Annotated in this window: 21 protein-coding genes, 1 tRNA gene and 1 pseudogene; 13 read left to right on the top strand and 10 right to left on the bottom strand. The window is 71.7% G+C overall.

The window, feature by feature from the left end; translation table 11 throughout:
- Window positions 1-48: 48 nt before the first annotated feature.
- Window positions 49-474, bottom strand: coding sequence for a hypothetical protein (locus ACIGG8_RS34055; RefSeq protein ID WP_350519671.1), 426 nt, complete (start codon window positions 472-474; stop codon window positions 49-51).
- Window positions 475-692: 218 nt separating this feature from the next.
- A complete protein-coding gene (locus tag ACIGG8_RS34050; protein WP_396552493.1) occupies window positions 693-1253 on the bottom strand; it encodes a heme-binding protein in 561 nt (186 codons plus the stop codon).
- A 174-nt stretch (window positions 1254-1427) separates the two neighbouring features.
- Between ACIGG8_RS34050 and ACIGG8_RS34045 the strand changes: the two genes are divergently transcribed.
- The 3 genes from ACIGG8_RS34045 to ACIGG8_RS34035 are packed head-to-tail and all read left to right on the top strand — an operon-like array spanning window position 1428 to window position 3600.
- Window positions 1428-2822 carry a sensor histidine kinase gene (locus ACIGG8_RS34045; RefSeq protein WP_396552492.1) on the top strand — a complete coding sequence of 465 codons (1395 nt, stop codon included), beginning with the start codon at window positions 1428-1430 and terminating at the stop codon, window positions 2820-2822.
- Window positions 2819-2953 (top strand): hypothetical protein, encoded by a 135-nt coding sequence (locus ACIGG8_RS34040; RefSeq protein WP_396552491.1) that lies wholly within the window; start codon window positions 2819-2821, stop codon window positions 2951-2953. Before ACIGG8_RS34045 ends, ACIGG8_RS34040 begins: the two co-directional genes overlap by 4 nt.
- Complete coding sequence (locus ACIGG8_RS34035) at window positions 2950-3600, top strand: response regulator (protein ID WP_396552490.1); 651 nt, start codon at window positions 2950-2952, stop codon at window positions 3598-3600. The genes ACIGG8_RS34040 and ACIGG8_RS34035 overlap by 4 nt, the downstream gene beginning before the upstream one ends.
- A 433-nt stretch (window positions 3601-4033) precedes the next feature.
- Here ACIGG8_RS34035 and ACIGG8_RS34030 read toward each other — a convergent pair whose 3' ends face one another.
- Window positions 4034-4513 carry a hypothetical protein gene (locus ACIGG8_RS34030; RefSeq protein ID WP_396552489.1) on the bottom strand — a complete coding sequence of 160 codons (480 nt, stop codon included), beginning with the start codon at window positions 4511-4513 and terminating at the stop codon, window positions 4034-4036.
- A 326-nt stretch (window positions 4514-4839) separates the two neighbouring features.
- On the opposite strand from ACIGG8_RS34030, the gene ACIGG8_RS34025 reads away from it, so the two are divergent.
- On the top strand, window positions 4840-5622 hold the full coding sequence (locus tag ACIGG8_RS34025; RefSeq protein WP_350519667.1) for an alpha/beta hydrolase: 783 nt from the start codon (window positions 4840-4842) through the stop codon (window positions 5620-5622).
- 211 nt (window positions 5623-5833) lie between these two features.
- Entirely contained in the window at window positions 5834-6949 is a 1116-nt protein-coding gene (locus ACIGG8_RS34020; protein ID WP_350519666.1) for a nucleotide disphospho-sugar-binding domain-containing protein, read from the top strand.
- Between the two features lie 72 nt (window positions 6950-7021).
- Here ACIGG8_RS34020 and ACIGG8_RS34015 read toward each other — a convergent pair whose 3' ends face one another.
- The 3 genes from ACIGG8_RS34015 to ACIGG8_RS34005 all read right to left on the bottom strand — a co-directional run bounded on the left by ACIGG8_RS34015 (window position 7022) and on the right by ACIGG8_RS34005 (window position 9003).
- Window positions 7022-7402 (bottom strand): ACT domain-containing protein, encoded by a 381-nt coding sequence (locus ACIGG8_RS34015; RefSeq protein WP_396552488.1) that lies wholly within the window; start codon window positions 7400-7402, stop codon window positions 7022-7024.
- Between the two features lie 288 nt (window positions 7403-7690).
- Window positions 7691-8617: a ParB N-terminal domain-containing protein gene (locus ACIGG8_RS34010; RefSeq protein ID WP_396552487.1), complete on the bottom strand. Its 927-nt coding sequence runs from the start codon at window positions 8615-8617 to the stop codon at window positions 7691-7693.
- A 312-nt stretch (window positions 8618-8929) separates the two neighbouring features.
- Window positions 8930-9003, bottom strand: a tRNA-Gly gene (locus ACIGG8_RS34005).
- 277 nt (window positions 9004-9280) lie between these two features.
- Here ACIGG8_RS34005 and ACIGG8_RS34000 point away from each other — a divergent pair.
- Together ACIGG8_RS34000 and dcd are read left to right on the top strand one after the other, a co-directional pair.
- Window positions 9281-9502 (top strand): hypothetical protein, encoded by a 222-nt coding sequence (locus ACIGG8_RS34000; protein WP_030056617.1) that lies wholly within the window; start codon window positions 9281-9283, stop codon window positions 9500-9502.
- A gap of 82 nt (window positions 9503-9584) precedes the next feature.
- Complete coding sequence (gene dcd, locus ACIGG8_RS33995; protein WP_350519663.1) at window positions 9585-10160, top strand: dCTP deaminase; 576 nt, start codon at window positions 9585-9587, stop codon at window positions 10158-10160.
- A gap of 142 nt (window positions 10161-10302) precedes the next feature.
- Here the strand turns inward: dcd and ACIGG8_RS33990 are convergent, their stop codons facing one another.
- The 4 genes and pseudogenes from ACIGG8_RS33990 to ACIGG8_RS33975 form a co-directional block, all read right to left on the bottom strand.
- On the bottom strand, window positions 10303-11193 hold the full coding sequence (locus ACIGG8_RS33990) for a metal-dependent hydrolase (protein WP_350519662.1): 891 nt from the start codon (window positions 11191-11193) through the stop codon (window positions 10303-10305).
- Between the two features lie 86 nt (window positions 11194-11279).
- Entirely contained in the window at window positions 11280-12296 is a 1017-nt protein-coding gene (locus tag ACIGG8_RS33985) for a YIP1 family protein (RefSeq protein WP_396552486.1), read from the bottom strand.
- A 254-nt stretch (window positions 12297-12550) separates the two neighbouring features.
- A pseudogene (locus ACIGG8_RS33980) lies at window positions 12551-13624 on the bottom strand (sugar phosphate nucleotidyltransferase); the annotation flags it as partial.
- Between the two features lie 384 nt (window positions 13625-14008).
- A complete protein-coding gene (locus tag ACIGG8_RS33975; protein ID WP_350519660.1) occupies window positions 14009-16234 on the bottom strand; it encodes a (Fe-S)-binding protein in 2226 nt (741 codons plus the stop codon).
- 363 nt (window positions 16235-16597) lie between these two features.
- Between ACIGG8_RS33975 and dnaK the strand changes: the two genes are divergently transcribed.
- The 6 genes from dnaK to ACIGG8_RS33945 all read left to right on the top strand — a co-directional run bounded on the left by dnaK (window position 16598) and on the right by ACIGG8_RS33945 (window position 23279).
- Complete coding sequence (gene dnaK / locus ACIGG8_RS33970) at window positions 16598-18445, top strand: molecular chaperone DnaK (protein WP_350519659.1); 1848 nt, start codon at window positions 16598-16600, stop codon at window positions 18443-18445.
- Window positions 18442-19059, top strand: coding sequence for a nucleotide exchange factor GrpE (grpE, locus tag ACIGG8_RS33965; RefSeq protein ID WP_396552485.1), 618 nt, complete (start codon window positions 18442-18444; stop codon window positions 19057-19059). The genes dnaK and grpE overlap by 4 nt, the downstream gene beginning before the upstream one ends.
- A 145-nt stretch (window positions 19060-19204) precedes the next feature.
- On the top strand, window positions 19205-20371 hold the full coding sequence (gene dnaJ / locus ACIGG8_RS33960; RefSeq protein WP_350519657.1) for a molecular chaperone DnaJ: 1167 nt from the start codon (window positions 19205-19207) through the stop codon (window positions 20369-20371).
- A 7-nt stretch (window positions 20372-20378) separates the two neighbouring features.
- Window positions 20379-20918, top strand: a complete 540-nt coding sequence (locus ACIGG8_RS33955; RefSeq protein WP_350519656.1) for a heat shock protein transcriptional repressor HspR — start codon at window positions 20379-20381, stop codon at window positions 20916-20918.
- A 181-nt stretch (window positions 20919-21099) separates the two neighbouring features.
- Window positions 21100-22089, top strand: coding sequence for a helix-turn-helix domain-containing protein (locus tag ACIGG8_RS33950; protein WP_350519655.1), 990 nt, complete (start codon window positions 21100-21102; stop codon window positions 22087-22089).
- Window positions 22090-22661: 572 nt separating this feature from the next.
- Complete coding sequence (locus ACIGG8_RS33945) at window positions 22662-23279, top strand: hypothetical protein (RefSeq protein ID WP_051709310.1); 618 nt, start codon at window positions 22662-22664, stop codon at window positions 23277-23279.
- The last annotated feature ends 220 nt before the right edge of the window (window positions 23280-23499 follow it).

Genomic DNA, 23499 nt, shown 5'->3' with positions numbered 1-23499 from the left:
GCGCCGGGCCGCTCGGAGCGCTCAGGCCGGTCACGGCGCTCGGGCCGGTCAGGCGCAGGCGCGCGCCGGCATCCGGGTGCGGTGCGCGGCGGCCCCGCGCTCCAGCTCGGCGATCACCCGGCCGCGCAGCAGCTCGTACTGGGCCTGCAGTCGGCCGGGACGGGCCGGGCGGGCGACCGGGCGGCCGGGGCCGACCAGCTCGTCCGGCCCGAACTGCTCGCGGGTGAGATCGATCTCGAAGCCGGTGGCGAAGCGGTTCCACCAGTGGAGGTCCGTCCGGACCCCGTCGACGTGCACTTCGCCCATCATCAGCTCGCCGCCGAGCAGGTCGTGCACCACCATCGCCGTCACTCCGCACTGGCCGCGGGCGGGATTGTCGGGACGCCAGTGGGCCAGATCCTCGGGCGCACAGGTGTCGACACCCCAGGAGGAGCGGATCGCACGTTCGATGTCGTTGAGGGTCCACGCCGTCATACCGGGAAGCCTGCCACGCGGCACTGACAGCGGCAGCGGCTTTTCGAAGGGTCACCCCGTGTTCTGCGGCGACCCTCCCGGCGTTCACCCGAATGAGTCAATGAAACCGGCCGGTCGGCCATCCCGCGTCACGGGACGGCCGACCGGCCGGGCGTCACCCCGCCGACGGGGTGCGGGGGGAGGTCACCCCACCGACGGGGCGACGGGGCGGGGAAGCGTCACTTCGCCAGCTCGGCGACGCCGACCTGCGCGAACTGCTCGTCCAGGTCGCCGCTGGGCGCGCCCGCGACACCGACCGCCGCGACCGGAGCGCCCTTCGACTGCACCGGGGCGCCGCCGGCCAGGAACAGCGTGCCCGGGATGTCCTTGAGGTTCGGGGCCTGGGCCAGGCGCTTGGCCAGCTCCGAGGTCGGCGCGTTCCAGGAGACCGCCGTGAAGGCCTTGCGCTCGGCCGACTCCGGGGCCTGAGGGCCGGCGCCATCGCCCTTCAGCAGCACGCGGGTGACACCGTCCCGGTCGACGACCGCGACCGACACGTGCTGGCCGGCCTTGGTCGCCGCGTCCAGGGCGGCCTGGGCGGCGCGGGTGGCGGCGTCGATGGTCAGGCCGGTGCTCTGGGCGAGGTTCTTGTTCTGCGTGTCGGCCTTCACCGCGGCCGGAGCCGCCGGGGTCTCGGTGGTCTCGGCGCTGGCCGAGACGGCGCCCACGGTGGCGGCGGCGATCGCGGCGGCGGCGACGGCGCCGGTCAGCACCCGGGTGCGCACGGAGGTCTTCTTCATGGTCCAGCTCCTCGACGGTTCTGCGGGGTGATGCGGGGATCAGGGGGCGCCGGGCCGAGGCGGACCGCCCGGCGGCGTGCTTCGATCCTCCGCCCGGGACCGGGGCCGCCACATCGACGGTCCGGCGCGTGCGTCCGGGCATGATGGGGGACGGCGGCGTCAACCGATCGGCTGATGCGGGACCGGGCCGGACGGGTCACCATCGAGGGATCGGCGCAGGTCAGTACGGTCTGCCGCCCGCGCGCAAGCGGTGCGCGGCCGGCGCCGGTGGGCGGCCCCCGCGCCGCCCGGACCGCGCGCCACCCGTCCGACCAGGAGCCACCCGTGCCACAGCCCCGCCCCGCCGCCGGCCGGCCCGGCAGTGTCGGCCTGCCCGGCACCGCCGGCCGCGACGCCGGCGATCCGGACGCGGGCCGACTGGCGGTGCTGCTGGACTCCGCCTTCGTGGTCCTGCTCGCCGCCTCGCTCAACCGCTACCTCAGCCACCACTCCGGCAGCCCCCAGGCGCCCTGGGTGATCGGGCTGAGCGTCGCCCTGGCCGTCGCCCAGCCGGCCGGCTCCTGGCTCGACCACCACCGTCCGACCGCGTCGGGCCGGCGCCGCAGGTGGCCGCTGGGGCTGGTGGTCACGCTCTGGGTGGTGCTGGTGCTGCTCGCCCCGAGCTTCGCCTGGTGCGCCGTCCCGCTGATCTACACCGCCCTGCGGGCGCTGCCCGCAAGGGCGGCGATCCCGCTGGTCGGCGCACTGACCCTGCTGGTGGTGATCGCCGAGATCCGGCTCCCCGGCGGGGTGGACGCCACCCTCGTCCTGCTGCCGCCCACGGTCGCCGCGCTCGGCACCGGCGTCTTCCTCTTCATGGCCCGGCAGGCCGACCGGCAGCGCGCGCTGATCACCGACCTGGTCCGCACCCGGCGCGAACTCGCCGCCACCGAACGGCGCGAGGGCACCCTGGCCGAGCGCGAGCGGCTGGCCGTGGAGATCCACGACACCCTGGCGCAGGGCCTGTCCAGCCAGCAGATGCTGCTGCAGGCCGCCGACCGCACCTGGGACACCGACCCGGCGACCGCCCGCACCCACGTCCGGACCGCCGCCGAGGTGACCGCCCGGAACCTCGCCGAGGCCCGCCGCTTCGTCCACGACCTCGCGCCGGCCGAGCTCGCCGAGGGCCGCACCCTCGACGGGGCGCTGCGGGCGCTGGCCGGGCGGGAGTCCGCCGAGAGCGGCCTGCCGGTCCGCTTCCACCTGGACGGCACGCCCGTACCGCTGCCCACCGCCGCGCAGTCCGCGCTGCTGCGGATCGCCCAGGGGGCGCTGGCCAACGTCCGCGAGCACGCCGGGGCCTCGACTGCGGCGATCACGCTGTCCTTCCTCGGCGACCAGGCCGTCCTGGACATCGCGGACGACGGGCTGGGCTTCGACCCGGAGGCCGCGGGCACCGGGGGCGGCCGCGGGTACGGACTGCCCGCGATGCGCGCCCGGCTGCGCCAGTTGGGTGGCACGCTGACCGTGGAGAGCACCCCCGGCGAGGGCACCGTCGTCTCCGCCGTGATCCCCCTGGAGCACCGATGAACGCGCGAACCGAAGTCCTCGACCACCTCGGCGACGTCGACGAACTCGACCACCTCGACAACGTCAAGGACCTCAGTGACGTCGACGAACTCGACGAACTCGGCGACCGCCGCGGCACGGTGAGCGCATGAGCAGCGGCGCGCCGGCCCGTACCGCTCCCGTCCGGCTGCTGGTCTGCGACGACCACGCGGTGGTCCGGGCCGGTCTGCTCGCCCTGCTCGCCAGCGCGGGCGACATCGAGGTGGTCGGCGAGGCCGGCACCGGGGAGGAGGCCGTCGCGCTGGCCGCCCGGCTGACGCCGCAGGTGGTGCTGATGGACCTCCAACTCGGCGACGGCATCGACGGCGTGGAGGCCACCCGGCGGATCACCGCCACCCCGGGCGGTCCGCACGTCCTGGTGCTCACCACGTACGACACCGACGCCGACATCACCCGGGCGATCGCCGCCGGCGCCACCGGCTACCTGCTGAAGGCCGAGCGGCCGGAGGAGCTGTTCGCCGCCGTGCACGCGGCCGCGCAGGGCCGGACGGTGCTCTCGCCGCCGGTCGCCTCCCGGGTGATGGCCCAGATGCGGGCACCCGTGCCGCAGCTGACCGACCGTGAGCTGGACATCCTCGAACAGCTGGCGCAGGGGCTGGGCAACCGGGAGATCGCGCGGGCGCTGTTCATCAGCGAGGCCACGGTGAAGACGCATCTCGGGCGGATCTACGACAAGTTGGGCGTGGACACCCGGGCGGGTGCGGTGGCGGTGGCCAAGGAGCGCCGGCTGCTGCGCTGAGCGCTCGCGCGGTGCCGCTGCGTGCTGCCATGATGCTCGGAATGTCGGATTCCGTCCCGACGTGTGTACGGCATGCGGCCCGGCCCGGCGCGCGCGACCGTCGGCCGATGCGCCTGACGGGCCCACAACCGCCTGCTCCGGAGCCTTTCGGGCCGAGTCCGGGACGATCGCCACAATGTGGATGTTTCGTGGATTCCACTATTGACAAACCAACCACGCGGTTTGTTAGCGTGAGACCAACGACGTCCCCGGGGGTGGGGACCTGCCGGGGCCTGTGCGGACCGCTCTCGCCGGAGAGTGGGGCCAGGGGGGCCGGCGGGGCTTGCCGGGGTGTCGGGGGGAGCGGCGACGCCGAAGCCGCGCGACGAGGCGGCGTGGAGCGAGTCCGGGGGGACTCGCTCCACGCCTCCCCCGATCCCCTTGCGGCGGCGGACTACGCCAGCGCGCTCCAGTACGGGCAACACACGGACGGCACCGGCGCCGAGCCGCGGCCACCGTCCCCCGCCGGCGCCGGGAGCCGCTCCGAGCGGGCCACCCCGGGCGAGCTCGCGGTCAGTCCGGCCTCGCCCAAGTCCCCGAAGCAGAGCGCCAGTCGATAGCCGTCCCGGGTGGTCGCGGCCACCCCCGGGCAGTACGGGTCGGTGTTCAGCGAGGTGATCGTCCAGCCGCGCCGCCGCCAGTGCCGCTCCACCACGCCGACCAGCACCGACCGCCGGGGCAGCGAGACGACCGTGAGGATGTCCCGGCCCCGGGTGACGTACCAGAGCACCGCCGACTCGCGCCCCGGCTTCGGCAGCCGCGCGCCCGACCGGGGCGGCGCCTCCTGCCAGGCGGGAGACGGGTCGATGGCGTCCACGGTGTCCTGGAGCAGCGTCTCGCAGCGTTCTGCGGCATCGAGTTGATCGACCGTCACCCCGGGCTCCGGCCCCGACCACCACCAGGCGGGCACGGCCGGCGCGCCGCCGGGGCACCCACCCGGGCATCCGACGTTGAGTTCGGCACCACCTGACTGCACAGGGCCCTCCGTACTCCTCCCGGCGTTCAACCCGGGCTGGGATTCCGTCACTGCTTGGACGGCGGACGGGTACGGACAGTTCCATCCCCCACCGTTTCCACACCCCAAACTGCACTGCACGGTGCAGTTGCATCAATGCCCTGCACTGTGTAGTTTACTTCTCGTGCCGCCGACGGGAACACCCCGCCGCCCACCGGCACCACCGACTCCGAGAGGACCCCGACATGCCCACCATCACCGTCGACACCGCCCGCATCCCCTACCGCGTCGTCGGCGACGGCCCCGACACCCTCGTCCTGGTCCACGGCACCGGCCCCGGCTCCGGCATGTGGGACGGCCTGCTGGACTCCTTCACGGACCGCTACACCGTGCTGCTGCCCGACCTCTCCGGCAGCGAGGCCGCCGAGGACGACGGCTCCCCGCTGACCCTGGAGACCCTCGCCACCCAGGTCAACGCCGTGATCGACGACGCCGGGCGCGGCCCCGCCGACGTTTTCGGCTTCTCGCTCGGCGCCGTCGTCGCCACCGCGGCCGCCGCCCAGCGCCCCGACCAGGTCCGCCGCCTGGTCGCCGCCGCCGGCTGGATCAGCGCCGAACAGGACGAGTACATGCGCCTGTCCATGGCCACCTGGCTGTCCCTCGCCGACAACCCGGCCGCGTTCGGCGGCTACGCCACCCTCACCGCCTTCAGCCGCGGCTTCCTCGACCGGATCGGCCGCGAGGCGGTCGAGGCCAACGCCGCCTACATGCAGCCGACTCCCGGCACCCTGCGGCACGTCGCCCTCGACCTCGACCTGGACCTCACCCCGCTGCTGCCCCACGTCCAGGCCCCCGCCCTGGTGGTCGGCTGCACCCAGGACGCCACCGTCCCGGTGCAGAACCCGCGGCGCCTGCACGCCGCCCTCCCGGGCAGCGTCTACGCCGAGTTCGACACCGGCCACATCGTGTTCGCCGAGGAGGGCGAGGCGTTCGTCAAGACCGTCCGGGAGTTCCTCGACGCCGCATGAGCGGCGCGCAGCGGGCGACGGGCACCGGGCACCGGGCACCGGGCGACGGACCACGGGCGGCGGAGGCAGGAACGGGAGCACACCGCCGCCCGGGAGACAAGCCCCTGATCAAAACGGCTGATTAGCGCGCATGGTGATTGGAATCAAATTGACTGGACGTCAACTTCAAAGGTGAGACTGCTTCGTAAGCTTCATTGGCAAGGAGTCCACCATGCGCATACTCTTCACCGGTCCCGCGGCGGCCGGTCACCTCTTCCCGATGGTCCCGACCGCCCAGGCGTTGCGCGCCGCCGGGCACGAGGTCCTGTTCGCCTGCGGGCAGCCGCTCGACCAGCTCCGCAGCGCGGGCTTCCCGATCGTCGAGATCGGCGACGGCAGGAGCCTGCGGGAACTGTTCGAGGAGCGCCTCGAAGGCAAGATCCAGTACGTCTCCCCGGACAAGCCGCAGGAAGAGATCTTCGACATGGCGGCCGCGATCTTCGCGCACGCCTCCCGCCCCGGCGTCGACGGGCTGCTGGAGGCCGCCACCGACTGGGGCGCCGACCTGCTCGTCCACGACTCCTTCCAGGCCGCCGCACCGCTGGTCGCGACCCTGCTCAAGATCCCGTCGGTGATCAACAACTTCGGGGTCAGCGCGGGCCTCCCGATGAGCGACCTGCTCGCCTCCCACTTCACCGACGTCTACGAGCGGCACGGCCTGGCCGGCCCGGCCGCCTCCACCGCGCTCAACGTCGGCCCGCTCGGCGGCGACCCGGACGGCCTGCCGATGCGCTACATCCCCTACAACGGCGGCGGCGTCGTCCCGACCGAGTTCCTCCGCCCCGCAGACCGTCCGCGGATCGTCGTCACCCTGGGCACCGTCCTCGCCGAGCTCGACGGCGTCCGGGCGGTCGTCCGCCTGGTCGAGGCCGCGGCCGAGGTCGACGCCGACTTCTCGCTCGCCGTCGGCGGAGCCGACCTCGCCCCGCTCGGCACCCTGCCCGACAACGTCCGCGGCCTGCCCTGGGTCCCGCTGAACGAACTGCTCAACCGCGCCGACGCACTGATCCACCACGGCGGCTCGGGCACCATGCTGACCGCCCTCCAGGCCGGCCTGCCCCAGCTGCTCCTCCCCCAGGGCGCGGACCACTTCATCAACACCGAGGCCCTCACCGCGACCGGCGCCGCCCTGAGCTCGGCCTCCGACGCCGTGGACACCGCCATCCTCGACCGCCTCATCACCGACCAGGGCCTCCGCGACACCGCCCACCGGCTCCGCGCCGAGAACGCCGCCCTCCCCACCCCGACCGCCCTCGTCCCCACCCTCGAAGCGCTCGCCAACCGCTGAGCCGGGGCCCGACCGAACCCGACAGCCCGGCCTCCGAGGGGGCGGCCGGGCTGTCGCCCCGGCCCGTCCCGCTCAGCCCTCGACGCGGTGACCGGCCGACCGGAGCACCTCCACCGCCCCGGCGAGCCGCTCCGCGGGCACCAGCACCAGGTCCGCGTTGAACGTCGACGCCACGAACACCGGCACTCCGGCCGCCGCCAACGGCGCGAGCAGCCGCGACAGCACACCCGGCAGGTCGAGCCCGTGGGCCTCGTCGCCGCTGTACAGCGCCCTCCACCGCTCGACGGACGCACCGTCCACCCGCTCGTCCACCACACGCACCACGGTCAGCCCCTCGGGCGCCCGGACCAGCGAGATCCACGCCGACGCCAGGGCCGAGGCCTCATCGGCCGGCCGCTCGACGCACAGGGCCTCGGGAAGAACGCGCAGCTGCTGCGCGGTCGCATCGGTCATCCGCCGATCCTAGGACGCACACCCCACCCCCGACCGGGCTTTCCCCGGAACCGGCCCCCCACGCGGACGACGCAGAAGGCCACCCGTTCGAGCCGTTCGAACCGGTGCAGACGTACCCGGATGCGGTGCTCCTCGGCTGACGGACGCCCCGGCCGCGCTTCAGCCGGCCGACGCAGGATCGCTCCCGCGTCGGCGGGCTGAAGCGCGGTCAGCACCGCGCGGGTGCGCGGGTTCCGCCCGTAGGACGTCGGATCCCCACCGTGGCCGTGCGGACGGCGAGATGCCGCGTCACGCACCACCCATGGCGCAAGCGGCTTCGAGGGCGATGAGACGGTTGGCGAGGGCACGCGCCGGACCGGTGAGGCCCTTGAGGACTTCCCGGGCGTACGGGCTCCGCGGGTGGTGAGCGAGCTCCTGGACGGCGCTCCAGGCTTCGGCGATGCCGGCCAGGCCCTGCTGGATCTGGCGGATGGCGTCGTGACGCTGGGCGAGGTACCGCTCCGCGCGCTCGTGGGCGTGGCGCCAGTCGGTGTCGCCGCGTTCGACGGCCCGGGCGAAGGAGGGCTCGGTGTCGCCGTCGGCGAGGCGGATGGCGTCGATCTCCTCGACACGCCTGCGGAGGTGCTCCTCCTCGTGCCGGGCGTCGAGGGCCGCGGTGGCCTCGGTGAGGCCGAGGTGACCGGTGATGACCTGCTCGGCGAGGTCGGGGGCCTGCCGACGCAGCCGTGCGTGCTGGGCGAGGAGGGCCTTGGCATCGGCCTTGCGTCTACGGGCGGTGGTGTAGGCGGCGTTCAGGGAAAGGGTGCCGGCGCGGACCTGTTCGGCGAGGTCGGGGGCGTGTTCGAGCACGGTGGTGGCGATGGACAGGCGGGTGAGGTTGATGCCGTGGCGGGCGATGGCGGAGGGGAAGGAGTGCTGTGAGAGTGAGCGCGCCATCGCGGTGATCATGGCGCGCTGGCCGGGGTTGGTGTTCCGGCGGTGACGGTTGGCGGACACGACCAGGCCGACCGGGTCGTCGCCCTGATAGATGGTGAAACGGACTTCGACGTCGGCCAGTTCGCAGGCGGCGACGCGGTTGCGGCCGTCCAGGAGGACACCGTCCTCGTCCAGGACGACGGGCTCGGTCAGACCGTTGGACTCGATGTCCTCGGCGAGGTCGAGGAGTTCGTCGGGGCCGAGCATCGGGAACAGGGCGGTGACGGGGTGGACGTCCACGGCGGGGAGCTCCTTGATCAGGATGGGTGTTGGGGCAGAAGACGCCACAAAGGTGCATATGGTTCAGCTCCTGTACCCGTCGACCCCGGCCGGCGACGGCAGCGTCGGGAGCCTCGACAGCGGGCCGGGATCTCCGACGGCAGCAACGCCGCCGTGGTCGTCCCTCGCCGCGGCCCCGCCCGGGGGGCGGCCGCCGCCCCAGGCGCGTTCCGGCCCGGATCCGGCCCCGATCCGGCACGGGCCCGGCACGGCGGGGTCGGATCGGTCCGGACAATGCAAAAGGCCCAGGTCGTTGACCTGGGCCTTTACTGCTGGAGCGGGCGACGAGAATCGAACTCGCGCTCTAAGCTTGGGAAGCTCATGTTCTACCATTAAACTACGCCCGCCTGATGAGCCGTCAGAGACCGCTCGATCCAGTGCCACTGTACCCCATCCGTGACTGCGGTTGCACGAGGGATCCGGGGGCGCGGCGGAGCGGGGTGGGGGCGGGTCCGGAGGCGTACTGTGTGGGCCGCGTACGAGCGCTCCGGTGGGCGGGGTCGGGGGCGGCGAGCCACGGCGAGGAATGTCCGGAACATCCCCTAATGTGACGCTGTCCCGGGGCTCGGCCGCCGGGGCGCGTGAGTACGGGTGAGTACTGGGTTAGGGATGGGAAGGGGATCGATGGAGCAGCGCGCCGTCGTTCGTTGTGCCGAGGGGCACCTGTTCAGCACCACCACGTTCCCGATGCAGAACCTCGGTCCGGGCCGGCTCGGTCCCGGGCGGTTGATCCGCTGTCCGCAGTGCGGACGGCTGCGGAGTTCGGTGCTGGCCGACGTGCGGGAGCTGTCGGAGCCGCAACTGGCGCAGGCGATGCGGCTGGAGGCCGCGGAGTTCCTGGCCTGACGGTCGGCGGTAGGACCAGGAGGACGCAGTGGGGCCCCGGGCGGATTCGTCCGGGGCCCTTTCTTGCACGTAACCTCGAAGCGTGCTGCTCTCTGACAAGGACATCCGGACCGAAATCGACCTGGGCCGGGTCGTCATCGACCCGTTCGACCCGTCGATGATCCAGCCGTCGAGTATCGACGTGCGCCTCGACCGCTTCTTCCGCGTGTTCGAGAACCACAAGTACCCGCACATCGACCCCTCGGAGGAGCAGCCGGACCTGACCCGGCTGGTCGAGCCGGAGGGCGACGAGGCGTTCATCCTGCACCCGGGCGAGTTCGTGCTGGCCTCGACGTACGAGGTCATCTCGCTGCCCGAGGACGTGGCCTCCCGCCTGGAGGGCAAGTCGAGCCTGGGCCGGCTGGGCCTGCTCACCCACTCCACGGCCGGCTTCATCGACCCCGGCTTCAGCGGCCACGTGACGCTGGAGCTGTCGAACGTCGCGACGCTGCCGATCAAGCTGTACCCGGGCATGAAGATCGGGCAGCTCTGCCTGTTCCGCCTCTCCTCGCCGTCGGAGCACCCGTACGGTTCGGAGCGCTACGGCTCGCGCTACCAGGGCCAGCGCGGCCCGACGCCGTCCCGCTCGTACCTGAACTTCCACCGCAGCGCGGTCTGAGCACACGGCGAGGACCCAGCGGTCCTGGCGGTCCCAGCAGTCCCGACGGTCCCGGCGGACCTGCCGGACCTGCCGGACCCAGCAGAGCGCACGCAGGCCGGGCGGCCACCCCTCGGGCGAGGGGTGGCCGCCCGCGGCGTTCTCAGGCCCGCTTGGGGCTGGTGACGGCGACCAGCTCGGTGCCGTCCTCGGACAGCCGCAGCTCGGTGCGCAGCTCGGCCAGCTCGCCGAGGTGGTGCAGGTGGGTGCCGCCGCAGAAGATCTGCGCGCCGCCCTCGGGCAGCTCGCAGTGCCACTGCCGGCGGGCGGTGAGCTCGGGGCCGGGGACCTCGATGCGGACCGGGGCGTCGGCGGCGACCCAGGCGGCGAGCCGGGCGTTGACGTCCTCGGTGAGGGCGGGCAGGGCGTCGGCCAGGGCGGGGAACTCCTCGGTGGCGTCCGCCGTGAAGCCCTTCTTCTTCAGCGACTTGCCGAGCCGGTAGGTGTCGGTGCTGGCCTGGGTGTCCATGACCGAGCTCGCCATGGCGAGGCTGTCGAAGTCCGGGTTGCCGAAGGCGTCCGAGCGGCCCGGGTCCTTGCGCCAGCGCGGGGCGAGCGCGGCGTTGAGGGCGAGGGCGAGCAGGTGGCAGCCGCTGTGCGAGGCGCTGAGGGCGCCCCGGCGGTCGGCGTCGACGGCGAGCGCCGCGGTGCGGCCGACGATGTCGCCGGGGTCGGTGTCGAGGACGTGCAGGACCAGCCAGGACCACTCCTCGTCGCCGCGCCGGACCGGGATGTCGGCGCCGACCAGCAGCGCGTCGTCGTCCGGGCCGACGGCGCCGGTCAGGCAGTCGACCACGGCCAGCTCGGTGCCGTCCACGGTCAGGGTGCCGAGGTCGGCCGGCTGGTCGGGCCAGGTGTGGTCGAGCGGGTGGAACGGGGTCGCGCCGGTCACGACGGCGTACCGGCCGTCGGCCAGCGGGTGCACCGCGAGCACCGGGGACTCGCCGGTCACCGCCCCGGCCGGGAAGCTGACGTGGGTGGTGGGGAGGGTCATGCCTGGCTCCGGTGGACGTGGGGCGAAGAGGGTGGACGGGCCCCGGCGCTCGGCCGCGGCCCGTCCACCATTCTGCCCTTCGCCCGTCAGCCCAGTGTCGGCAGCTTGATCAGCACCAGCAGGGCGAGCAGCTGCAGCGCCGCGGCGCCGGCCGCCTTGCCCCAGGGCAGGTCGTGCAGCCGACGGACCATGCCGGTCAGCAGGAACGCGCAGAGCGCCCAGGTCGCCCAGCCGACGACCTGGACGACGGCGCTGCCGGAGGGCAGCACCAGGGCGAGCAGCAGCCGGGGCGCGTCGGTCAGCCAGCCGATCAGCGCGGCCAGGCCGACCGTCGCCTTCCACGGGCCGTCGCCGCCGAGCTGGCGGGCCAGGGCGTAGGTGACCCCGCCGAAGACCGCGCCGGCCACGGTGAAGCCGATGGCGGCGGCGAGGATGCCGGTCAGCGCCACGGTGAAGGTGGAGTTGACGATGTCGTCGTGGGTCAGCCCGATGCCGAGCACCGCGAGCGCCCCGTACAGCAGGGAGACGGTGAGGGCGGGCAGCCAGACCTGGTGGTCGCGGGTGCGGTCGAACATCGCGGTCGGGCTGCGGAAGAGGCCGACGAACAGCTCGCGCCACTGCGGCCGGGGGCCGGTCGCCTGCGGGGCGGACTGGCCGCCGGCCCGGTAGACGGCGACGTTGTCCTGGCCGTACGGCGGCTGCTGCTGTTCGTACGCCTGGTGCTCGTACGGCGGCTGCTGCCCGTAGCCGTCGGGGGCGTAGCCGTCGGGCGGATACTGCCCGTACTGCCCCTGGTCCGGGTGGTACCCCTGGTCGTAGTAGCCCTGGTGCTGCGGTTCCTGCCCGTACGGGCCGCCGCCCGCGTACGGGGCGCCCGTCGGGAAGGCGCGGGTGCTCCCGGGCCGGTCGGCCGCGTACGGGTCGTACCCGTCGTCGGCCGTGCCCCCCGGTCCACCTGCGGTTCCCGGGTGCGGAGCCGTGAAGTACTCCGGCCCGTCCGTCCGCCCGTGCCCCCCGGGCGCCCCCGCCGGCGGCGGTGGGGCCGACCACCCGCCGTGCGGACGGTCGGCGCCCTGACCGCTGTCGTATCGATTACCAGCCACGCTCTGAAGGTACCCGTCCGGCCCAACGCGCGTCGGCCCCGGACGGAGCCGGGGCCGGTTTGCAGCGAGGCTGAGACGAACGGGGCCGAAAGCCGCCCCCGCCCCACCCGTGGGCGGGCCGCCGGACGACCGGGCGAACCGGACGGCCGAAGGGCGGCGGGGCTCCCGCGGAGCCGGTGCTACCGCTGCGCGGTGACCGACGGCCCGTGCACCGCCGCCGCCGCGCTGGTGCCGGCCGGGCAGCCGCCCGGGCCGGCCGAGGTGCGGACGGCGCCGACCGGCAGCAGGGTGCCGCAGGCGATCCGGATGCCGTTCGGCAGCTCGTTGTCCGACTCCACGATCGCGCCGTCGCCGATCACCGCGCCGTCCAGCGCCGAGCGGTCGCCGATGGTCGCGAAGGCGCCCACGATCGAGTCCTTGACCAGGGTGTCCGGGCCGATCACCGCGCCGGGCAGGATGACGCTGCCCTCGACGATCGCGCCGGCCTCGACCACCGCGTCCTCGGCGACCACGCTGCCGCCGCTGAGCACCGCGCCCGGGTGGACGGTGGCGCCGGGCAGCAGCAGGGCGTCGCCGGTCGGACCGGGGACGGCCGGGGAGTCGACCTTGCCGAGCACCAGGTCGGCGGAGCCGCGGACGAACGCGGCCGGGGTGCCGAGGTCCAGCCAGTACGAGGTGTCGACGACGCCGCGCAGCAGGGCGCCGGTGGCCAGCAGCTCGGGGAAGGTCTCGCGCTCGACGGACACCTCGCGGCCGGCCGGGATGCGGTCGATCACGGACCGGGTGAAGACGTAGCAGCCGGCGTTGATCTGGTCGGTGACGATCTGCTCCGGGGTCTCCGGCTTCTCCAGGAACTCCAGCACCCGGCCGTTCTCGTCGGTCGGGACGAGGCCGAAGGCGCGCGGGTCCTCGACCCGGGTGAGGTGCAGGGTGACGTCGGCCCCGGCGGCCACGTGGCCGTCGCGCAGGGCGGCGATGTCCAGGCCGGAGAGGATGTCGCCGTTGAAGACCAGGACCGGCTCGTCGGGGCCGCAGGTCAGGCCGGAGGCGGCGTTGCGGATGGCCCCGCCGGTGCCCAACGGTTCGCGCTCGGTCAGGTAGACCAGCTCGATGCCGTACGGCGTGCCGTCCTGGAAGTGGTCCTCGAACACCTCGGCCAGGTACGAGGTGGCCAGCACGACGCGGGTGACGCCGGCGGCGGCCGCACGGGCCAGCTGGTGCGCGATGAACGGGACGCCTGCCACCGGCAGCATGGGCTTGGGGGTGTGGGTGGTCAGCGGACGCAGTCGCGTGCCCTTACCACCGACCAGCATGATCGCCTCGGTCATGGTCTGCGCTGTTCCCCTTGTGGTCTCTGCGGCCCGGCCCGGCGGCCGGTGCCTCCGTCGGTGTTCTGGAGTCGGTGTTCTGGAATCGGTGTTCTGCAGTCGGTCTTCCGGACCCGTCCGGCCGGCGCGGGTCGGCACCCGTCCGGCCTTGTGTCCGGCGCGGGTCGACCGGCACGGAGCCGGTCCGGCGCCTACTGTATTTCCTTCCAACCGAATGCCCGTCCGGCGCCTGTGCGACGGAGATCACTCGCCGCCCGCGGCCGGTGACGCCGCGCGCCTCCGCAACCGCCCAAAAGCCCGGCCCGGTGGGCGCGTTGGCGGCGTCCACCGGGCCGGGCAGTTGTAGCAGAACTGTCGAACAGCGGGCTTTCGGCCGGTGAACGGCTAGGCGTCCACCGTCGCGGGCCGCTCCTCGGCCTCGGCCGGCGGGGTGGCCTTCACCGAGTCGAGCAGCAGCTGGGCCACGTCGACCACCTTCAGGTTCTCCTTGGCCGCGCCCTCGTTCTTCTTGCCGTTCACCGAGTCGGAGAGCATCACCAGGCAGAACGGGCAGGCGGTGGAGACGATGTCGGGGTTGAGCGACAGCGCCTCGTCCACGCGCTCGGTGTTGATCCGCTTGCCGATGCGCTCCTCCATCCACATCCGGGCACCGCCGGCGCCGCAGCAGAAGCCGCGCTCCTTGTGGCGGTGCATCTCCTGCTGGCGCAGACCCGGGACCTTGTCCATGATCTCGCGCGGCGGGCTGTAGACCTTGTTGTGGCGGCCCAGGTAGCAGGGGTCGTGGTAGGTGATCAGGCCCTCGACCGGGTTGACCGGGACGAGCTTGCCCTCGTCGATCAGGTGCTGCAGCAGCTGGGTGTGGTGGATCACCTCGAAGTGCCCGCCGAGCTGCGGGTACTCGTTGGCGATGGTGTTGAAGCAGTGCGGGCAGGTGGCCACGATCCGCTTGGTCGGGGCGTCCTCCAGCGCGGCGTTCAGCGTCTCGACGTTCTGCGCGCCGAGCATCTGGAAGAGGAACTCGTTGCCCAGGCGGCGCGGGGAGTCACCGGTGCAGGTCTCCTCCTTGCCGAGGATGGCGAACTTCACGCCCGCGGTGTGCAGCAGCTCGGCGAAGGCCTTGGTGGTCTTCTTGGCGCGGTCCTCCAGGGCGCCGGCGCAGCCGACCCAGTAGAGGTACTCGACCTCGGCGGGGTCGATGTCCTCGCCGATCACCGGCACCTCGATGCCGGTCTCCTTCTTGAGCTCCTTGACCCAGTCCAGGCGCGCCTTGGTGGCCAGGCCCCACGGGTTGCCCTTGTTCTCCAGGTTCTTGAGCATCGTCCCGGCCTCGGTCGGGAAGTTGCTCTCGATCATCACCTGGTAGCGGCGCATGTCGACGATGTGGTCGACGTGCTCGATGTCCACCGGGCACTGCTCGACGCAGGCGCCGCAGGTGGTGCAGGACCACAGGACGTCCGGGTCGATGACGCCGTTCTCCTCGGCGGTGCCGATCAGCGGGCGCTCGGCCTCGGCCAGGGCGGCCGCCGGGACGTCCTTCAGCTGCTCGGAGGTGGCCTGCTCGTTGCCCTCCATGTCCTTGCCGCCGCCGGCCAGCAGGTACGGGGCCTTGCCGTAGGCGTGCTCGCGCAGGCTCATGATCAGCAGCTTCGGCGAGAGCGGCTTGCCGGTGTTCCAGGCGGGGCACTGCGACTGGCAGCGGCCGCACTCGGTGCAGGTGGAGAAGTCGAGGATGCCCTTCCAGGAGAAGTGCTCGACCTGGGAGACGCCGAAGACGGCGTCGTCGGCCGGGTCCTCGAAGTCGATCGGCTGACCGTTGCTGGTCATCGGACGGAGCTCGCCGAGCGCGGTGCCGCCGTCCTCCTCGCGCTTGAAGTAGATGTTGAAGAAGCCGAGGAACCGGTGCCAGGCGACACCCATCGAGGGGTTGAGGCCGATGGTGGTCGCCCACGCGAACGAGATGCAGATCTTCAGCATCGCGAACAGGTAGATCAGGTTCTCCAGCGTGCCGTGCGACAGCCCGCTGAGGGCGGTGACGAGCGGGTACGAGACCAGGTGCTCCGGACCGTACGAGTCGACGCCGTTGAGGGCGCCCTCCAGCGCGCGCAGCATCAGGATGCAGAGGCCGATGCCGAGGATCGTGTACTCGACGTAGAAGGCCTGCCAGGCGATCGAGCCGGCGAAGCGGGACTTGCGGCCGGAGCGCGACGGCAGGCTCATCAGCCGGATCACGATCAGGACCAGGATGCCCAGCGTGGTCAGGGTGCCGACGAGCTCGACGAAGAGCTGCCAGATCATCCAGTGGCCGATGATCGGCAGCGCGAAGTCGGCGTCGAACAGCTGGCCGAAGGCGTTGACGATGGTCAGCACCAGGCTGAAGAAGCCGACGGCGACGAACCAGTGGGCGATGCCCACGATCCCCCAGCGGTTCATCCTGGTGTGACCGACGAATTCGGTCGCGACGGTCTTCACCCGCTGGGCGGGCTGCCCGAAGCGGGTGGAGTCCTGCGCACCTGTGCGCACCACCTTGTAGATGTACAGCGCCGCACGGGCGGCGAGCGCGGTGCCGATCACGAACGTGACCAGCGAGATGACGATCGCTGCTAGCTGCATCGGCTCTCCGTCTCCTGCGGCTTTGCGGTTGAGCGGTCTCTGTGTTCCACGGTTGTCGGCTTCGATTGTACTGGTGGGTAACTTGCCGGGCCGACGGCCCGGACAATACCGGTCGCCAACACTTCTCCAGAAGATTCCCAAGCTATGGCGGCAGTCACGCGGTCGCAGCCGCGCCACGACGGCGCCCCGCCCGCCGTCCGGGCGGACCGGCACTCCACCGGCCCGGGCCGGCCCCGCAACGGCCCCGCCGCGCGGTGACGCTCAGCAAAGTTGAGCGATGCCCGCTCATAGCTGTTGACGCTGCCCGCCGGGTCATGCATCCTTGAGCCTGTAAAGCTCAACTCTTCCGTGGAGGTATCTACGATGGCACGCGCGGTCGGCATCGACCTCGGCACGACGAACTCGGTCGTCAGCGTTCTGGAGGGTGGCGAGCCCACCGTCATCACGAACGCCGAGGGCGCTCGGACCACGCCGTCCGTCGTCGCCTTCGCGAAGAACGGCGAGGTCCTGGTCGGCGAGGTGGCCAAGCGCCAGGCGGTCACCAACGTCGACCGCACCATCCGCTCGGTCAAGCGCCACATGGGCACCGGGTGGAAGATCAACATCGACGGCAAGGACTTCAACCCGCAGCAGATCTCGGCCTTCGTGCTGCAGAAGCTGAAGCGCGACGCCGAGGCGTACCTGGGCGAGACCGTCACCGACGCCGTCATCACCGTCCCGGCGTACTTCAACGACTCCGAGCGCCAGGCCACCAAGGAGGCCGGTGAGATCGCGGGCCTCAACGTCCTGCGCATCGTCAACGAGCCGACCGCGGCCGCCCTCGCGTACGGCCTCGACAAGGACGACCAGACGATCCTGGTCTTCGACCTCGGCGGCGGCACCTTCGACGTCTCCCTCCTGGAGATCGGCGACGGGGTCGTCGAGGTGAAGGCCACCAACGGTGACAACCACCTCGGTGGTGACGACTGGGACCAGCGCGTCGTCGACCACCTGGTCAAGGTCTTCCAGTCCGGCCACGGCGTCGACCTGTCCAAGGACAAGATGGCCCTGCAGCGTCTGCGCGAGGCCGCCGAGAAGGCCAAGATCGAGCTGTCCTCGTCCTCCGAGACCTCGATCAACCTGCCGTACATCACGGCCTCCGCCGAGGGCCCGCTGCACCTGGACGAGAAGCTCACCCGGGCCCAGTTCCAGCAGCTGACCACGGACCTGCTGGAGCGCTGCAAGGTCCCGTTCCACAACGTCATCAAGGACGCCGGCATCTCGCTCTCCGAGATCGACCACGTCGTCCTCGTCGGCGGCTCGACCCGCATGCCGGCCGTCGCCGAGCTCGTCAAGGAGCTGACCGGCGGCCAGGACGCCAACAAGGGCGTCAACCCGGACGAGGTCGTCGCCATCGGCGCCGCGCTCCAGGCCGGTGTCCTCAAGGGCGAGGTCAAGGACGTCCTCCTGCTGGACGTCACCCCGCTGTCCCTCGGCATCGAGACCAAGGGCGGCATCATGACCAAGCTGATCGAGCGCAACACCACGATCCCGACCAAGCGCTCCGAGATCTTCACCACGGCCGAGGACAACCAGCCGTCCGTGCAGATCCAGGTCTACCAGGGCGAGCGCGAGATCGCCGCGTACAACAAGAAGCTCGGCATGTTCGAGCTGACCGGCCTGCCGCCGGCGCCGCGCGGCCTGCCGCAGATCGAGGTCACCTTCGACATCGACGCCAACGGCATCATGCACGTCGGCGCGAAGGACCTCGGCACCGGCAAGGAGCAGAAGATGACCGTCACCGGCGGCTCCTCGCTGCCGAAGGACGAGGTCGACCGCATGCGCCGCGAGGCCGAGCAGTACGCGGAGGACGACCACAAGCGCCGCGAGGCCGTCGAGACCCGCAACTCCGCCGAGCAGCTCGTCTACTCGACCGAGAAGTTCATCGCGGACAACTCCGACAAGCTCCCGGCCGACGTCAAGACCGAGGTCGAGACCGCCATCGGCGAGCTCAAGGAGGCCCTGAAGGGCGAGGACATCGCGAAGATCCGCGAGGCCTCGGAGAAGGTCTCCACCACCGCGCAGAAGCTCGGCCAGGCGCTGTACGCCAACGCCGACGCCACCGCCGGTGCGGCCGGTGCCGGTGACTCCGCCCAGGCCAAGGCCGAGGACGACGTCGTCGACGCCGAGATCGTGGACGACGAGAAGCCCAAGGGCGGTGCGTCGGCATGACGGACAAGCCGCGGGGCGGCAAGCCCGGCGACGACTCCGCCGCCGAGGAGGCCGTGATCAAGGCCGCCGAGGAAGCCGCGGCGGCCGGTGCCGCCGAGGGCGCCTCGGAGGAGCTCGCCACCGCCAAGCGCGAACTGGCCGAGCGCACCGGCGACCTGCAGCGTCTGCAGGCCGAGTACCAGAACTACCGCAAGCGGGTCGAGCGCGACCGGCTGACCGTCCGCGAGATCGCGGTCTCCAACATCCTGGAGTCCCTGATCCCGGTCCTGGACGACATCGGCCGCGCCCGCGAGCACGGCGAGGTCACCGGCGGCTTCAAGTCCGTCTCCGACTCGCTGGAGACGGTCGTCGCCAAGCTGGGCCTGCAGCAGTTCGGCAAGGAGGGCGAGCCCTTCGACCCGACCATGCACGAGGCGCTGATGCACAGCTACTCCTCGGACGTCACCGAGGACACCTGCGTCCAGATCCTCCAGCCCGGTTACCGCATCGGCGAGCGGATCATCCGCCCGGCGATGGTCGCCGTCGCGGAGCCCCAGCCGGGCAGCCAGACGGCCGCCGACACCGACGCCAAGTCGGGCGACGCGGACAAGTCCGACGGTGGCTCGGACAGCTGACAACCTGTGACAGCTGACAACCAGTGCGCTGCGGAGTCGTACGCCGGCCAGTACGGCGGCCGGCTCCGCAGCGCGCTGTCAACGGCGTTGCGTTCTGCTGCTGTTGACAGCACAGTGACGATGGACTCGGGAGGTGGCTCAAGCCGTGAGCGGTAAGGACTACGTGGAGAAGGACTACTACAAGGTCCTCGGCGTGCCCAAGGACGCCACCGCCACCGAGATCAAGAAGACCTACCGCAAGCTCGCGCGCGAGTTCCACCCCGACGCCAACAAGGGTGACAGCAAGGCCGAGGAGCGGTTCAAGGACATCTCCGAGGCGTACGACGTCCTCTCCGACGAGAAGCGCCGCAAGGAGTACGACGAGGCCCGCAGCCTCTTCGCCAACGGCGGCTTCCGGGCCGGCGGCGGCCCCGGCGGCACCGGCAGCTACAGCTTCGACTTCGGCGACCTCTTCAGCGGCAGCCAGGGCGGCGGCGCCGCCGGCGGCGGGCTCGGCGACGTCTTCGGCGGCCTGTTCAACCGCGGCGGCGGCACCCGGCAGGCCCAGCCGCGGCGCGGCGCCGACGTCGAGACCGAGGTGACCCTCTCCTTCGAGGAGGCGGTCGACGGCGCGACCGTCCCGCTGCGGATGACCAGCCAGGCCCCCTGCCGCACCTGCAACGGCACCGGCGCCAAGTCCGGCACCACCCCGCGGGTCTGTCCCACCTGCGTCGGCGCGGGCACCGTCAGCCGCGGCCAGGGCGCCTTCGCGCTCTCCGAGCCGTGCAAGGACTGCCGCGGCCGGGGCATGATCGTCGACGACCCGTGCACCGACTGCCACGGCAGCGGCCGGGCCAGCTCGGCCCGCACCATGCAGGTCCGCATCCCGGCCGGCGTCCACGCCGACCAGCGGATCCGGCTCAAGGGCAAGGGCGCCCAGGGCGAACGCGGCGGCCAGCCCGGCGACCTCTACGTCACCGTGCACGTCGACCCGCACCCGGTCTTCGGGCGCAAGGGCGACAACCTCACCGTGACCGTCCCGGTCACCTTCCCCGAGGCGGCCCTCGGCGCCACCATCGAAGTACCCACCCTCGGCGGGCCCTCCGTGAAGCTCAAGCTGCCCCCGGGCAGCGCCAACGGCCTCACCATGCGCGCCCGCGGGAAGGGCGCCACCCGCAAGGACGGCACCCGCGGCGACCTCCTCGTCACCGTCGAGGTCGTGGTCCCCCAGCACGTCAGCGGCGACGCGCTGGACGCCCTGGAGCAGTACCGCGAGGCCACCGCCTCCGACGATCCGCGAGCAGCCCTCTTCCGGGCGGCGAAGGGAGCGTGACGACCAGATGTCCCCGATGAATCCGATCAACCCGGTCAACCCCGGTGGATCGATCGGCCCCGGCGTCGGCGAAGGCCTGCCCGGGGACGGCACCCGCCGCACCCGCCGGGCCCCCTCGGCCGCACCGCCGTACGTCCTCACCGAGGACACCCCGGTGTACGTCATCTCCGTGGCCGCCGAACTGTCCGGCCTGCACCCGCAGACCCTGCGCCAGTACGACCGCCTCGGCCTGGTCTGCCCAGACCGCACCGCCGGCCGCGGCCGCCGCTACTCGGCCCGCGACATCCAGCAGCTGCGCGAGGTCCAGCGGCTCTCCCAGGACGAAGGCATCAACCTGGCGGGCATCAAGCGGATCATCGAGCTGGAGAACCAGGTCACCGCCCTGCAGTCCCGCGTCGCAGAACTGGTCGACTCCCTGGAAGGCGCCGCCACCGCCCTCCAGCAGCGCGAGGCCGCCGTCCACGCCTCCTACCGCCGCGACCTCGTCCCGTACCAGCCGCCCACCCCCCAGTCCAGCGCCCTCGTCGTCTGGCGCCCCAAGCGCTGACCGACGGCCCGCCCGGACACCGCCGCCGGCCCCCTCCTGTTCGGGGGGTGCCGGCGGCAACGCGTTGGTGAGAGAGTGCGGTCACAAAGCCTCTCCAGAGGACACACCAGGTCTGGCATGCTGTCGATTCAGCGTCGGTGCTGATGGGACACAGGTATCAGGTGACGGCAAGGAGTCGCGGATGAGTGAACGAGAGCAGCCCCTTGCCGCCGGCTTGACCGTCCTTTCGGCAGAAGCCCGCGAGCTGTATCTCGCCGTCATCCGAGGAGACGGCAGGCTGCCGTTGGGCTCCAATGTCGATCAGGACGGTGCTGCCCGGGACGAACTGGTCAGGATTGGCCTTCTCGTGCCCGACAGCGATGACCCGTCCATATTCGTGGCCGCCGACCCGACACAGCTCTCGACAAGTCTCAGTCATTCGTGGCAGCGCCAGGCGCTGGAGCTCCTGTCTCGCGCCGTATCTCTCCCCTCCGAACTTCAGGAGCTGGCCCGGGAATTCCACACCCCGAAGCAGCGCGGAGGGTCGATCGAGTATGTGCAGGGAAAGGCCCTGATTCGTCAGAGACTGGAACAGTTCAGAGAATCCGGACTGGAGGAGGCTTTGGCACTCCAGCCCGGGGGGCCGCGGCTTCCGGAACTGCTCGCCGGAATGATCGAACACGACCTGGAAACGCTGCGCAGTGGCACGGAGATGCGGACGATCTACCATGCCAGCACGCGGTACCACCAGCCGACCAGGGATTACGTGGCCACGCTTGCCCGAGCCGGCGGCCAGTACCGCACCCTTGACGAGCCCTATAACCGGCTCATCGTGATGAATCGACGGGTCGCCGTCATCCCGATCGTCGATGACATGAGCCTGGCCGCCTTCATATACGACCCGGCAGTCGTCAACTACCTCGCCGAGGAGGTGTTCGAGCGATGCTGGAGCCGGGCGCTGGAGTTCGAGGGCGCCCGCACGGTGCCGCAACAGGTGGTGTCACGCCTGCGCCAGACGATCATTGACCAGATGCTTGAGGGCACGAACCACCGGGTCATCGCAAGACGCCTGGGGATCAGCGAGCGGACACTCGCGAGGCATATTGCCGAGATGCGCGACGACTACAAGGTCGACTCGCTGTTCCAACTCGGTTACGTCATCGGCCGAAAGTCCCAGGAACCTGCCGAATGACCGCCATGCCAATTTCAGGCCAGGATTGGTAAGGCTATTCAAGAGCTCCGGCAGGCGACCGAGTGCTCACATGGCCGAGCTCACTGCCAGGAAATGTCGTCCGCGACGGTCACGGCAGCCCGGACAGCGCTCGCACCATGCGAGTCGACAGCATCCGTGAGAGAGCCGGCGCCAACCACGGCAGCGGCAACAGCCAACGAAAGCACAACCTTGCGGACAAACCGGCGCATGTCAGTCACGCCCCCACTCTCTCTGTCGAGAACCGCCACTAGAAGCGTCGAACAGGATAACGGCTGACCTAGTTCTACGCGAGAGGCAGGCCACTGTCTGCAGCTTGCGGACTGTGCGTCATCTCCCTGCCAGGCATCCAGATGACACTGGGCAACCCTGGACGCGGCGCTGCCCCGCGATGGACGATCAGTTCGCTCCCAATGGTCCGGCAAGCCGCCACACCTTGCCAATGTACCGTCAAATTATCCAGTCGTTCACCACTGTCATCACCGCACAGAGCAGCCCACATCCAACGCATCGCCGACGCGCACTCTCCCGATCGGCCTTTCCCCGGAGTCGACATGACCGAGCCCTACCTGCGTCACCACGACAGCCAGGCCCCCGAGGGCCGGCGTGCACGTGTGTTCCTGGCCGCGCCGCTGATGCGGCTCACCGGCCCGGCGGACAGCGTGGTGACGCTCGCCAGCCGGACGCGGCTGACGACGCTCCGCACCACGCTGCTCCGCAGCGGTGCCGCCGTGTACAGCGCGCACCACAGCGATGCCTGGACCATCTCCGGCCGCGCCCCGGAGCCCCGCGTTCCGTCCGACTTCCGCGCCCTGCAGTCCGCGGACCTGGTGTTCGCCTACGTGGGAGCGCCGCTCTCGGCCGGCGTGAGCCTGGAGCTGGGCTGGGCGTCGGCGCTGCGGAAGCCGATCGTCCTCCTCGTCGACGAGGCCATCACCCACAACCCGCTGATCGCCACCATCGAGCAAGTCGCCCCCGTCCTGCCGCTGGTCTTCGACGACACCTGGTCGCAGGAGGCCCTCAACCACACGGTCGAGACCGCCCTCGACTGGGCCGGCATGGCGCTCTCCCTGCGCGAGGGCTTCTGGACCGCCCCCGGCGAGCAGTTCAACGTCCCCCGGCAGCAGCCCCCGGTCCCCGGCTACTGGCCGACCGGCGCCGCCACCGGCTGAGCAGCGCTCACGCAGCCGGGCGGTGTGACCCTCGACCGTCCGCTCGCTCAGGCCCATCGGCACTGTCAGCACCATCGCAGGATCCGCCACCACGGCGGCGACCCCGTTGTCAGGGGTCGCCGGGATCAGCGCGACGGTGCGACCGAGGACCCGGGCCCGACGCAGCAACAGGAGGCGCCGACCGGTGGATCCTGCTCGGCCGGGAAGTCAGGGCCTTGTG

Source organism: Kitasatospora sp. NPDC085464, assembly GCF_044541955.1.
In the GTDB taxonomy this organism is placed as follows: domain Bacteria; phylum Actinomycetota; class Actinomycetes; order Streptomycetales; family Streptomycetaceae; genus Kitasatospora.
This window is presented reverse-complemented; position numbering and strand designations above follow the sequence as displayed.